This is a genomic window from Rhodoferax sp., from assembly GCF_028689305.1.
Classification (GTDB): Bacteria; Pseudomonadota; Gammaproteobacteria; order Burkholderiales; family Burkholderiaceae_C; genus Rhodoferax.
On the sequence record NZ_JAQTWM010000094.1, the window covers coordinates 1 to 12848 of the forward strand.

The 12848-nt window shown below is 58.7% G+C and carries 11 protein-coding genes and 2 pseudogenes; 8 read left to right on the forward strand and 5 right to left on the reverse strand.

Features of this window, described 5'->3' with window-relative positions; genetic code table 11:
* The 3 genes and pseudogenes from PHW99_RS15565 to PHW99_RS15575 form a co-directional block, all read left to right on the forward strand.
* A pseudogene (locus tag PHW99_RS15565) lies at positions 1 to 525 on the forward strand (hypothetical protein); the annotation flags it as partial.
* Positions 518 to 1321, forward strand: a complete 804-nt coding sequence (locus tag PHW99_RS15570; protein WP_300179579.1) for a mycofactocin-coupled SDR family oxidoreductase — start codon at positions 518 to 520, stop codon at positions 1319 to 1321. The pseudogene PHW99_RS15565 and the gene PHW99_RS15570, both read left to right, overlap by 8 nt.
* Before the next feature lie 48 nt (positions 1322 to 1369).
* On the forward strand, positions 1370 to 2650 hold the full coding sequence (locus PHW99_RS15575; RefSeq protein WP_300179582.1) for an O-acetylhomoserine aminocarboxypropyltransferase/cysteine synthase family protein: 1281 nt from the start codon (positions 1370 to 1372) through the stop codon (positions 2648 to 2650).
* Between the two features lie 96 nt (positions 2651 to 2746).
* Here the strand turns inward: PHW99_RS15575 and PHW99_RS15580 are convergent, their stop codons facing one another.
* The 4 genes from PHW99_RS15580 to PHW99_RS15595 form a co-directional block, all read right to left on the reverse strand.
* The gene (locus PHW99_RS15580) at positions 2747 to 3037 is read right to left on the reverse strand and encodes a hypothetical protein (RefSeq protein WP_300179585.1); all 291 of its coding nucleotides are present in this window, start codon (positions 3035 to 3037) and stop codon (positions 2747 to 2749) included.
* Positions 3034 to 3843, reverse strand: coding sequence for an ABC transporter ATP-binding protein (locus PHW99_RS15585; protein WP_300179587.1), 810 nt, complete (start codon positions 3841 to 3843; stop codon positions 3034 to 3036). Before PHW99_RS15585 ends, PHW99_RS15580 begins: the two co-directional genes overlap by 4 nt.
* A complete protein-coding gene (locus PHW99_RS15590; protein ID WP_300179589.1) occupies positions 3837 to 4757 on the reverse strand; it encodes an ABC transporter permease subunit in 921 nt (306 codons plus the stop codon). Before PHW99_RS15590 ends, PHW99_RS15585 begins: the two co-directional genes overlap by 7 nt.
* An 89-nt stretch (positions 4758 to 4846) precedes the next feature.
* The gene (locus PHW99_RS15595; RefSeq protein WP_300179592.1) at positions 4847 to 5872 is read right to left on the reverse strand and encodes an ABC transporter substrate-binding protein; all 1026 of its coding nucleotides are present in this window, start codon (positions 5870 to 5872) and stop codon (positions 4847 to 4849) included.
* Between the two features lie 281 nt (positions 5873 to 6153).
* On the opposite strand from PHW99_RS15595, the gene PHW99_RS15600 reads away from it, so the two are divergent.
* From PHW99_RS15600 to PHW99_RS15620, 5 genes are read left to right on the forward strand one after another with little or no spacing between them, the layout of a single operon-like run.
* Positions 6154 to 7743, forward strand: coding sequence for an ABC transporter substrate-binding protein (locus tag PHW99_RS15600; RefSeq protein ID WP_300179595.1), 1590 nt, complete (start codon positions 6154 to 6156; stop codon positions 7741 to 7743).
* Between the two features lie 38 nt (positions 7744 to 7781).
* Complete coding sequence (locus tag PHW99_RS15605; protein WP_300179606.1) at positions 7782 to 8705, forward strand: ABC transporter permease; 924 nt, start codon at positions 7782 to 7784, stop codon at positions 8703 to 8705.
* Between the two features lie 24 nt (positions 8706 to 8729).
* Positions 8730 to 9584 carry an ABC transporter permease gene (locus tag PHW99_RS15610; RefSeq protein ID WP_300179598.1) on the forward strand — a complete coding sequence of 285 codons (855 nt, stop codon included), beginning with the start codon at positions 8730 to 8732 and terminating at the stop codon, positions 9582 to 9584.
* The gene (locus PHW99_RS15615; RefSeq protein WP_300179601.1) at positions 9581 to 11302 is read left to right on the forward strand and encodes an ABC transporter ATP-binding protein; all 1722 of its coding nucleotides are present in this window, start codon (positions 9581 to 9583) and stop codon (positions 11300 to 11302) included. The genes PHW99_RS15610 and PHW99_RS15615 overlap by 4 nt, the downstream gene beginning before the upstream one ends.
* Before the next feature lie 32 nt (positions 11303 to 11334).
* The gene (locus tag PHW99_RS15620) at positions 11335 to 12588 is read left to right on the forward strand and encodes a Xaa-Pro peptidase family protein (protein WP_300179604.1); all 1254 of its coding nucleotides are present in this window, start codon (positions 11335 to 11337) and stop codon (positions 12586 to 12588) included.
* Here PHW99_RS15620 and PHW99_RS15625 read toward each other — a convergent pair.
* Positions 12583 to 12848 (reverse strand): annotated as a pseudogene (locus PHW99_RS15625) (hypothetical protein); the annotation flags it as partial. The gene PHW99_RS15620 and the pseudogene PHW99_RS15625 overlap by 6 nt on opposite strands.

A 12848-nucleotide genomic window follows, 5' to 3' on the forward strand; every position in this document is an offset into this window, starting at 1 on the left:
CCGCTTGAATTCAACTCGTCAACGCCAGAACAACTCACCACCTTGCGCAGCATTGAGGCAGGCTACGGCACCGCCACCAACATGAAGCGCACGCTGGCGCATTCCCCGGTGTCTTTACATGCCTTGCTCCAGTGGTATCCATTGCGTGATGAAGTCAAGGCTTTTCTAGGTGAACGCGGTATCACCCTGTTTTGCCATGCCATCTCCACCGGTAACGCCTGTGTGTTGTGTTCCACCTACTTCCGCCGCGAGCTCATGGATGCGGGGGAAGACCCCGCCAAACTGGTCATTACCGAGCCGCTGGCAGCGGTGGTGGACTACGGTGCAGCACTGGCCGATGATCCCCATGGCTTGGACGATGCGTTGTGGGAGCGACTCAAGGCCGCATTTGACGATACCCAGTTGGTGGCACTCACCGCCTTCGGCACGTTGATGATCGCCACCAACGTGTTCAACAATGCGCTGCGTATTGACCTTGATGAGAGTCTTCAAGGCTACAGTGCCGGGGAGGTCGCACATGGCTGAGTTCTCCGGCAAAGTAGCGTTTATCACCGGCGCAGCACATGGCCAGGGACGTGCAACAGCCTTGGCGCTGGCTGCCGAGGGTGCACGCATCGTGGCTTTTGACATTGCCCGCACGCTGGACTACCCGGGCTACGCACTGGGCAAATCCGATGAACTCGACAGCCTGGTGCAAGAGGTACACGAACTGGGCAGCGAGGCCCTGGCCTTTGTGGGTGACGTGCGGGTGGACGCAGACATTACCCATGCAGTCAACGAGACAGTCGCCGCCTTTGGCCGTATCGACATACTGTTCAACAACGCCGGCATCGCCGCCTATGGCCTGGCCCACGAGCTGACCGAGGAGGCCTGGGATGCCGTGCTGGACATCAACCTCAAGGGGGCCTGGTTGGTGTCGCGCCGGGTCATCCCACACCTTGTGGCGCAGCGCTCAGGGGTCATCATCAACAACTCATCGGTGGCGGGCCTGCGTGCTTTTGCCAAGCTGTCGCACTACACCGCCTCCAAATGGGGACTGACCGGGCTGACCAAGGCCTTGGCGCTGGAACTGGCTCCACACGGCATTCGTGTCAACTCCATTCACCCCACGGGCGTGAACACCGGCATGAATGATGGCTTGGCCTTTCTGGAAGGTGCCACACCCACTGAAATTGCCGAACGCTCGGCCGGCAACCTGCTGCCAGTGCCGTGGATCGAGCCTGAAGACGTCAGCGCCGCAGTGTTGTACCTGGCTTCGGAGCGAGGCCGCTACATCACCGGAACGCAATTCGTGATTGACGCTGGCCTGCTCACGCGCTGACGACATCACCACTTTTTCTGTCACACCCATCGTTCAAAAGGAGATCCCATGAGCTTTAAATTTGAAACCCGCGCTGTTCACGCAGGCTATTCACCCGACCAGACCACCAAGGCCGTGGCGGTTCCCATCTATCAGACCAGCTCTTTTGCGTTTGACAACACCCAGCATGGCGCCGACCTGTTTGACCTGAAGGTTCCCGATGGCCACATTTACACCCGGGTGCAAAACCCGACGCAGGACGTGCTGGAACGCCGGGTAGCCGAGCTTGAAGGTGGTGTTGGCGCCCTGGCCCTGGCGTCGGGCCAGTCAGCCACCACCTTTTCGATCCTGACTTTGGCCGAAGCCGGTGACAACATCATTGCCGCCACAACGCTGTATGGTGGCACCTACACGCTGTTTGCCCAAGTGTTGCCTAAACTCGGCATTGGCGTGCAGTTTGCCAACGCCAGTGAGCCTGAAACCTTTGAGCCGTTGATCAACGCCAAGACCAAGGCGATTTATGCCGAATCCATTGGCAACCCGCTTGGCAACATCACCGACATTGCCAAGCTGGCTGACATAGCCCACCGCCATGGCATTCCGCTGATCATTGACAACACCGTGCCTTCGCCTTACCTGCTTCGCCCATTCGAACATGGGGCTGATATCGTGGTGCATTCACTCACCAAATACCTTGGCGGTCATGGCAATTCCATTGGCGGCATCATCGTGGATTCGGGCAAGTTTCCCTGGGTCGAACACAAGGACCGCTTTCCGCAATTTTCGGAACCAGATGCCAGCTACCACGGTGTGGTGTTCAACGAGGCGCTGGAAGAAGCGGCTTTTATTGGTCGTGCGCGGCTGGTGCCCTTGCGCAACATCGGCGCAGCCATTTCCCCCTTCAACGTGTTTCTGATCCTGCAAGGCATCGAGACGCTGGCATTGCGGCTGGATCGCATCACCGACAACGCCATCAAGGTGGCACGCCACCTGCAAGCCCACCCCAAAGTCACCTGGGTCAACTACGCGGGCTTGCCAGAGCACAAGGATCATGCCCTGGCACTGAAATACCTGGGCGGAAAGCCTTCGGGCATTTTGACTTTTGGCATTCAGGGCGGATTGGAAGCAGGAGCGAAGTTTCAGGATGCGCTGAAACTCTTCACCCGGCTGGTCAACATTGGGGACGCCAAGTCGCTGGCTTGCCATCCGGCCACCACCACCCATCGCCAGCTCAACGCCGAGGAGCAGGCCAAGGCCGGCGTAGCCGCCGACACCGTGCGCCTGTCCATCGGCATTGAGCACATCGACGATTTACTGACCGATCTGGATCAGGCCCTGGCTGCCGCCTGAACGACAACGACCCCGTCAGTTGGGGTCGTCAATAATTGCTATATATTTAATAGCAAAAAAGTCATATGATATGCGGGCTAAGGCCGAAAATGTCTGTCACTTCTGACGAGAATGCAAGGTCATGCTGGCAAACACCAGAATCAGGCCCACCCACAGCAGATCCGGTGAATACCAGTTCAGATCCAAGAAGTGGCGAATGCGTGTGCTACACAGCGACATGGCCAGCTCACAAATGCTGCTGGACAAACCCAGACACATGGTCGCTTGCGGCAAGCTCAGGTAGTCATAACTCACCACGCTGCGGAAAACAATGCCCCACCAGACCACGGCCATCACCACCAGCGTTGCCCCCAGTCCCCACAAGCTGCGACGCAGCAGACCACTCATGCGGCCAGTCCTTCGCTGGCCAGTTCGACTGTGCCAGTCAGCGCGTCAATCTGCAACACCGCCAGCAGCTCCTGGCGCAAGGCCATGATGCAGGCATCGTCACGACTGCGGGGATAAGGCCGATCCACTTTCACCTCGGCAAGAATCCGTGCGGGCTGGTCCGACAGCACCAACACACGGGACGCCAGCAGCAGCGCCTCTTCAACATCATGAGTCACCAGCACTGCGGTAAACCCCGTCTTGCGCCAGAGTGACTCCAACTCACCCTGCATCTTCAGCCGGGTCAGTGCATCGAGCTTGCCCAGAGGTTCGTCGAGTAACAACAGCTGGGGATCATTGACCAAGGCACGGGCCAAGGCCACCCGCTGCGCCATCCCCCCCGAGAGCTGATGCGGCAAGGCATCGGCAAAGCCATCCAGTCGAACCAATGCCAGCGTCTCGTCCACACGGTACTGTTGCTGCGGCAGAACACCACGCGCTTCCAGACCGAGCGTCACGTTCTGCCGAACCGTGCGCCAAGGAAACAGGGTGGGATCCTGAAACATCAGGATACGCGATGGATCAGGGCTGACTACTTGGGTACCGTTGACCTCGATACGCCCACCCACCGGTTGCTCCAGGCCAGCCACCAGCCGCAACAAGGTGGACTTGCCGCAACCCGATGGCCCCAGAATCGCCACAAACTCACCTGGCGCCACACTCAGGGTGAATTGCTCCAACACCGATACACGTCGGGTTTCAATATCGAAGTGATGACTGACGTTCTCAATCTCAACGCCATGCCCTGTGGGGGTGACACTTACCATCTGACCAGGCCTTTCTGCCACGACAACAAACGGTCACGCACCATGAACAGCAGGGTAACCAGACCGGAACACATCAATGCCATGATCAGCAAAGCTGCGTGGACGTTGCCATAAGCGGCCCAACCTGTGGCCCATTGCAAATACCAGCCCAGGCCGGCCTTGACTCCCAGCAACTCAGCCACCACCAGCACGGCAAACGAGTTGTAAAGCCCCATGAACAGTCCCACAAACACATGCGGCAATGCTGCGGGTATGGCCACATGGCGCACCAAAAAACGGCGGTTGGCACCATGCGTCCGGGCCACGTCATAAAGTGCCTTGTCTACCGACGCCACCCCCGACCATGTCAGGATGGTGACCGGGATACCTGAGGCCAGAGCAATCAGGAAAACACTGCCACTGAACGTGGTTGGAAAGACAAAAAACACGATCGGCAGCCATGCATTGGCAGGCACCGGACCAATGACCTTGAGCACCGGATGCAGCCAATAGGCGGCGCGGGTCGACCAGCCAATTGCCGTGCCGGCCACGCCCCCCAACGTGACCCCGAAAAAATAGCCAACACCCCACAGACGCAGGGTGTGTAACACACAGGTACCCAGTCGCTCCCAGTCTTCCAGATACACATCAACAATGCCCTGGGGCGGCGCAAAAAAAGGCCTTGGTAACCAGCCGAACTTGGCCACTGCCACTTCCCACACCGCAAAGACCAACCCCAATGCCACCAACCACGGTCCCCAATAACGCAGCCGGGTGACTGGCCCACTGAATCGGTAAGGCAGCAGAGCCAGCACCAGCAATGCAAAACCCAGCGTGGCCTCCACCTGGGCCAGGGCCATGGTGCTTTCCCATTCGTGCAGATCTGGCAAGGCCAGGGTAACACCGGCTGCCAGCCACCAGGCAACAGCGGCCATCAGCCCGGTCGGCCAGGACAACCACCGGGCCGAGGACCGCGCACCGGTTGATCGTGCCGATCTGGCCAGTGCCTCACTGACGCGGTACATCAGGCCAAAATGTTGGCGGAAATCCTGGCCGCCAACTTCGTCGCGTCGAGAGAGGGCTTGAACACTTTGACCAGCTTCAGGTCATCAATCGACTTAACCAACTCTTGCTTGAGCGGTTCACCAATCGGATGATGGGTGTAGGGTAAAGCGCTGAGCATTTCTACCAACTCCGGCACCGAGACACCGGGTTTGAACTGGTTGAAATAGTTTTGTGCTACCGCCGCCGGACTCTTGGCCGTCAGCTCATGCACTTCCAGCACAGCGCGCACCAGTGATCGGGCTGCGGCAATGTCGTTCTTCAACAATTTGCCGCTGGCACCCACCACGCAGCAGGTGCGATCGGCATAGACGCCAGACTGGGTGTTGGCAATCTCCACCAGCTTGTTCTGCTTGATGAAACGGTAAGTATCTGGATCCAGATGCGCCAGCGCCTGGGCCTCGCCTTTTTGCACCGCCAATCCGAGAAGATCCCCAGGAAAGACTTTCCATTGCACCTCTTTCTCCGGGTCAATGCCGGCTTTCGCCAGTGTGACGATGAAGGCATCCCGCGCCGGACTGGTCAAATCCGACACAGCAACCGTTTTGCCACGCAGGTCTTCCACACGCTTGATGCCAGCCGTGGGAGAAGCCAGCAAACGCATGCACCCCGCATGGGTACCCGCCACCAGCTTGACGTCAAAACCTTGTTCCAGCGGTTTGAGCCATTGCAGCAGCAAACCCAGTCCAGCATCGGCCTTACCGGTGGCAATCGCTTCCAGCAACTGCTCTGAAGAACCCTGGAAGTCGATCAGCTCCACATCCAGACCATGTTTGATGAAAATGCCCTTTTCCTTCGCAAACGCCAACGGTGAATGACAGGCGGCACCTTGTGCCCACGCGATCTTGAGCTTCTTGGGGGTTTTGTCCTGGCTGAACGCCTCGCTCGCCAGAATCCCCAGGCTGGCAGCTACACCCACTGCACCAGTCGCCCGAAGAAAGGTGCGGCGACCGCCACTACCAGCCGCAGGATGTTGGTTTGTACTCATGTTGGATTCCTTGGCAAAGTTGAAGAAAACACCGTTCTCGGATCACGGCGCGAATTCAAGCGTAAACAAAATTTCAGCCATCCGTTCGAAGCATTTCGCATGAACTTAGAAGGAAATGACACAACAGACTGGCCACGGCCATTGCGACCACCCCTATCCCACCGCAGCGCCAAACAATCTTCCTGACAAGGTCAAAAACCGCATATTGATACTCCAAAAACTTTGTTGTCTGACAGGTTCTTCCTCGTTGTAATGCTCGTTTCTTTCCTGGAGATACTTGCATGATCCGAATATCCAAAGCCATCACTTTCGGGCGCGTTATTGGTGCCGTCGTCGCCTTGGGGGTCCTGACCTCCTTGAGCGCACACGCACAGCCCCGTCACGGCGGCACCCTGAACTGGGTCGTCAACCCGATCCCGACCTCACTCATTCCTTTGACCACCTCTGCTGGCGGCAACAGCGACATCGGACCCAAGGTGGTAGAGGGGTTATTGACCTACGGCTACGACCTCAAGCCCAAGCCTCAACTGGCCACAGCCTGGGATGTGAGCAAGGACGGTTTGCAATACCGGTTCCAATTGCGCAAAGGCGTGAAATGGCACGATGGCAAGGATTTCACGTCAGCAGACGTAGCGTTTTCCATCCTCACCCTCAAGCAGGTACACCCTCGGGGCCGTGGCACGTTTGCCAATGTCACCGAGGTCAAGACACCCGATGCCCATACTGCAGTCCTGGTACTGAACAAACCAGCCCCGTTTCTGCTGACCGCGTTGGCGGCCGCCGAGTCACCCATCGTGCCCAAACACCTGTATGAAGGTACCGACATCGCTGCCAACAAATACAACAGCGCACCTATCGGTACCGGCCCGTTTGTCTTCAAGGAATGGGTCCAGGGCAGCCATGCCATTTTTGACCGAAATCCCAATTACTGGGACAAACCCAAACCCTATCTAGACCGCGTGGTGGTGCGTTTCATCCCAGACGGCGTTGCGCGTGCCGCAGCTCTGGAATCGGGCAATGTAGAACTGGGCAATGCAGCCATTCCGCTGTCTGATGTAGAACGCTTCAAAAAGCTGCCGCAATTGACCGTGGATACCAGCCAGTGGCCCTACTGGGGCAACCATCAACAGGTGTATTTCAACCTGGATTCTCCGGTGCTAAAGAACCTGGAGGTGCGTCGCGCCATTGCCCAGGCCGTGGATGTGAATGCCTACAACAATGTGGTGTGGTTTGGTTACGGCAAGATTTCTGCCTCTCCCATCGGCCCCGCTCTGAGCAAGTACCACGACACCAGCATCAAGCATCAACCGTACAACCTCAAGCAGGCTGAAGCCCTGCTGGACGCCGCTGGTCACAAGCGGGATGCCAACGGTATCCGCCTGAAGCTGCGCCTGCTCTACAACCCGTTCCTGGAGCGCCGCACCGCAGACTTCCTGCGTCAGTCCCTGAGCCGGGTCGGCATCGATGCCGTGATCGAAAGTTATGACTTTGCCACTTACACCAGGAAGGTCTATACCGATCGCGCTTTTGACATCACTGCCGAAAGCCTGTTGAATCTGTTTGACCCAACACTGGGCGTACAACGGGTGTTCTGGTCCAAAAACTTCAAGATTGGCCTGCCCTTCTCCAATACGCCTCATTACGTGAACCCCGAAGTAGACCGCTTGCTTGAAGCCGCCGCGGTGGAGGTGGATGACGCCAAGCGCCGCCAGTTGTTCGTCGACTTCCAGCGACAGGTGTACATCGACATCCCGTCCATTGAACTGGGCGCCAACCCCAACATCACGGTAGCTGCAAAAAAAGTACGCGACTATGCACCCACGGCGGAAGGTATTCGCGGTAGCTTTGCCGACCTCTACTTCGCACCGTGAACGGCTGGCAACGCACTGCCTTGCAGGCGGTGCCCACCATGCTTGGCGTGGTGGTTCTCAACTTCCTGTTGCTGCAGTTGGTGCCGGGAGATGCCGTTGATGTGATGGCGGCAGAGGCAGGCTCTGCCACGGCAGAAACCATGGCCCGGATGCGCACACACTTCGGTCTGGATCTGCCGATACTGGAACGACTGATGATCTACCTGAGTCATCTGGCGCAGTTGGATCTGGGAATCTCGCCACGACACAACCAGCCGGTGCTACACCTGATTGCTGCCCGTATGGGCAATACCCTGCTGCTGATGCTAACCGCATTGGGCCTGGCACTGGCGCTGGGTGTGCTCCTGGGTGCCATCATGGCCAGCAAGGTTGGCCGCTGGCCGGATCGGGTGTTATCGGTCCTGGCCCTGTTGCTGTACTCCACACCAAGCTTCTGGCTGGGTTTGATGGCGATTGTGCTGTTTGCCGTCAAGCTCGGCTGGCTACCGCCCGGTGGTCATGAAACCATCGGCGCAGGTTATACCGGCTGGGCTCATGTGGTCGATGTAGCGCATTACCTGCTGCTTCCCGCGCTGGCCATGGCCGGCTTTTTTGTGGCGCTGTTTGCCCGGCTTACCCGTGCGGCCATGCTTGAAGTCCGCCACCTGGACTTTGTACGGACCGCCATCGCCAAGGGACTATCGCCCCTGGCCGTCAGCATCCGTCATGTGCTGCGTAACGCGCTGATCCCGGTAACCACCGTAGCCGGACTGCAGCTGGGCACGTTGCTGGGTGGCGCGGTGGTGGTCGAGTCGGTGTTCAGCTGGCCCGGCCTGGGTCGACTGGCACTGGAATCGGTACAGGCCCGCGATTTCAACGTGCTTCTGGGCATTTTGCTGATGTCATCGTTACTGGTGATTGCGGCCAATGTGCTGGTCGACGGCCTGCACGCCCGGCTAGACCCACGAATTCAGTCACGCTGAGATTTTTTTGAACCACACTTTTCCATGACGACACTTTTTAATTCACAGACGACTCTGCGTGCCTTGTTGCGCAACCCGGCTGCACTGGTCGGGAGTCTGCTGCTGGTCATGATCAGCGTGCTGGCGCTGATTGCTGGCGTGTTGTTTCCAGGTGACCCTCTGGACATGGTGACCCAACCCATGATCGCACCATTGGAAAACAGCAAATTTTTTCTCGGCAGCGACTCTATGGGCCGCAACGTCGCCGCGGAAGTGGTGCATGGTGCCCGGGTCTCGCTGATGGTAGGGGTCGTGGCAGCGACGTTGAGCCTGTTCATAGGCGTGCTGGTAGGCGCGGCAAGCGGTTACTTCGGAGGGTGGGCAGACAACCTGTTGGTGCGTCTGACCGAGCTGGTACAAACTGTGCCCTCATTTTTGTTGGTGATTGTGATCGTTGCCATCGGGCAGCCATCCGTGAGAGTGATCGTACTGGCCATCGGACTGGCCTCGTGGCCCATGATTGCCCGTCTGGTGCGGGCCGAGTTTCGTTCACTTCGGGAATCCGAATTCGTTCTGGCGGCACGCAGTCAGGGCTTTGGCCACACACGCATCATCTTTCAGGAAATCCTGCCCAATGCCCTGTCGCCAGTGATCGTATCGGTATCGGTGCTGGTAGCCACTGCCATCCTGATGGAGTCAGCCCTGGCGTTTATCGGTCTGGGCGACCCTAACGTGGTGTCCTGGGGCAGCATGATTGGCGAGGGCCGCACCCACTTGCGTACCGCTTGGACCCTGAGCGCCATTCCCGGCACCGCCATTGTGGTGACGGTGCTTTCCCTCAATCTGGTAGGAGACGGCCTCAATGATGCCCTCAACCCTCGCCTCAGGAGTCGGCTGTGAGTGCCGCGCCGGTATTGCTGGATATCCAGAACCTGAATGTGCAGTTTCAGGGTTCTCATGGCAATTTGCATGCCGTGCGTGGCCTGAACCTGCAATTGCATCAAGGTGAAACCCTGGCGCTGGTCGGTGAGTCTGGCTGCGGCAAATCCACCACGGCATTGGCCTTGCTGCGCCTGCTATCGCCGCTGGCGCAGGTACAAGGTCACATCTGGCTGGACGGACAAGACATTCTGAGCCTGCCGCCGCTGGCCTTACAGCGCCTGCGCGGGCGCGACATTTCGATGATTTTTCAGGAGCCGATGAGTTCACTCAACCCCGTATACAGCGTGGGGGAGCAGATTGCCGAGTCACTGCGCTTGCATCAGGGCCTGTCGGTGCTGGCTGCACACACCCGCGCCATCGAACTGCTGGATCTGGTACGTATTGCAGAACCCCAGCGCCGTGTGAATGACTATCCACACCAGCTCTCGGGTGGGCAACGCCAGCGTGTGATGATTGCCATGGCAGTCGCCTGTCGGCCACGCCTGCTGGTGGCGGACGAACCCACCACGGCGCTGGATGTCACGATTCAGGCCCAAATCCTGGAACTGCTGGATTCACTGCGCCGCGAACTCGCCATGTCCCTGTTGCTCATCACCCATGATCTCGGCCTCGTATCTCAGAGGGCAGACCGGGTCGCCGTGATGTATGGTGGCGAAAAGGTCGAAGAGGCACCGACAGAACAGCTGTTCACGTCACCCCGACATGCCTATACCCGTGGGCTGCTGGGCGCCTCGCTGCACGCAGGAATGGAACGGCATTACACCGAGGGGCACCTACCGGAGATACGTAAACATGTGGACGACAAACGTGGTGAGCGGGTCTTTACCCTGCATACCCCACCCACCCAATACAACGTGACCAACGACACCCCCCCCGAGCCGCTCCTACAGGTAGACAATCTGCACACTCACTACACCACATCCGGCGGTGTGGTTCGTGCGGTGGACGGTGTGTCATTCTCCATCGGAGCTGGCGAAACCATCGGGCTGGTGGGGGAATCCGGCTGCGGCAAATCCACCCTGTCCAAAACCTTGCTGCGACTTGTGGAACCAACGTCAGGCCGCGTGCTATTGCAAAACACCGACCTCACCCAATTGCACGGAAGCGACCTCCATCCCTGGCGGCGGAAAATACAAATGGTGTTTCAGGACCCGTTTGGCTCGCTGAACCCACGGCGGACGGTGTTTGACATCCTCGATACGGTGCTGAAGGTTCACGGACTCTCTTCCCGAAAGGACCGTCAGGCACGCATCACCACCTTGCTGGACCGCGTCGGCCTTCCTGCCAATTGCGGCAACCGTTACCCGCATGAATTTTCCGGTGGACAACGCCAGCGCATTGGTATTGCCCGTGCCCTGGTGGTACAACCCAAGCTGGTGATTCTGGACGAGCCGGTCTCGGCGCTGGATGTCTCGATCCAGGCGCAAATCCTGAATCTGCTGGTGGAACTGAAGAACGACTTCAAACTGTCCTACCTGTTCATCTCGCATGACCTGTCAGTGGTGCGTTACATCGCCGACCGCGTGATGGTCATGAACCAGGGCAAGGTGGTGGAAAGTGGCACACACCAAACCATCTGGCAACAGCCTCAGCATAACTACACCCGTAGCTTGATTGCGGCTGTGCCGCAGGCCGGTCAACGTAGCGCTTTTCCCCTGGTTGCCGACGCCATCTGACTTACCCCTGTTTGTAGCATCGAGAACCCACCATGGCTGACATCAACCGCCAACGCACCCAGACCCATTTGCAGACACTGGACGTGGAAGCACTGGTACTGTCCAAACCCGAGAGTTTCATCTGGGCCACTGGAGCGCCACCCGGCGTGGCCGCCTTCTTTCGTCGGGCTGGTGCGGCGCTGGCCCTGGTGCCTGCCGATGCAGCCGCCCCCATTGCTGCAGTGGTCACCGAATTGTTTGCAACCCAGGCACGCAGAATCCTGGGAGACTCCCATGTACGAACGCATCCAGACTGGGTGGAAACCGCCGACATCCGAAGCGTCCTGAAAGCCAACCCTGATGCGACGGCAGTCATGTCGGTCAACCAGGCACATCTGACATCCGGTCGGGCCGCAGGTTTTGAGCGACCTGCCGTGTTTGACATCGGGCTGGCCTTGCGCCAACTGGGTGAGCTGCTGCGCGAACGCGGGCTGGCCAACGCACGTATCGGGCTGGATTTCGACTTCTGGCCCGTGGTGGACTTTCAGATCCTACAAACCACGCTGCCCAATGTGCGCTGGGTCGATGCCAGCACCACGGTAGCCGCCATCAAGGCCGTCAAGTCAACAGCCGAGATCACACGATTGATCCAGGCAGCCTCACTGGCCGAAGCGGGCATGCGACACGCACTGTCGCAAGTGACCGAAGGCATCACACGCGACGCCATTGCCGCCGCCTGGCATGCCGGCGTGGCCACCGAGGCTCAACGCACCGGCACCAAGCTTACCGGCCAGTGGGAATACACCACGGTAGGGGCCTTGCCCTGGCAAGGTGGCGGTGTTTTGCAACAAGGTGACGTTCTGAAATTTGACGTCGGCTGCTTGGTCGAAGGCTACAGCTCAGACAGCGGTCGTACCTATGTGCTGGGGCAACCGCGTGCGCGCACCTACGACATCATGCAGACGCTGGCGAATGCTTTTGCGGCAGGCCTAGAAGTCTTGCGCCCAGGCTATCTGCTCAGCGACGTGTATACACGCACCACACAGGCCATTCGCAAGGCCGGCTTTTCATCTTTTACTCGCGGGCACTTTGGGCACAGTCTGGGACAAGATACATTTTGCGAGGTCGCACCGTTTATTGCAGCCCAATCCCACACCCCCATCGAACCAGGCATGGTGCTGGCTTTCGAAACACCGTTGTATGTTGACGGTGAAGGCGGCTTCATCATTGAAGACCAGTTTGTCATCACCGAAACCGGCGCGACACCGGCCTGGACCTTGCCACGCGAGCTCACCTCCCTGTCATGAACGCAGTTCGTTGGCCGGTTCGGTCAGAGATGTTTCGACCAGCGCCTGCTCAACCACCCTTCGGGTCAGCGTGGGGGCAAAGGTCTCGATAAAGCCATAGGCGTAACCGCGCAACCAGGTGCCGCGGCGAACAGCCAGGCGGGTCAGGTTGATCTCGAACAGGTGCCTGGCATCCAGCGTGCGTAGCCCAAGATCGCGCTCCGGGTCGAGCGCAATCGAAGCCACGATGCCCACCCCCATGCCGAGTTCCACATAGGTCT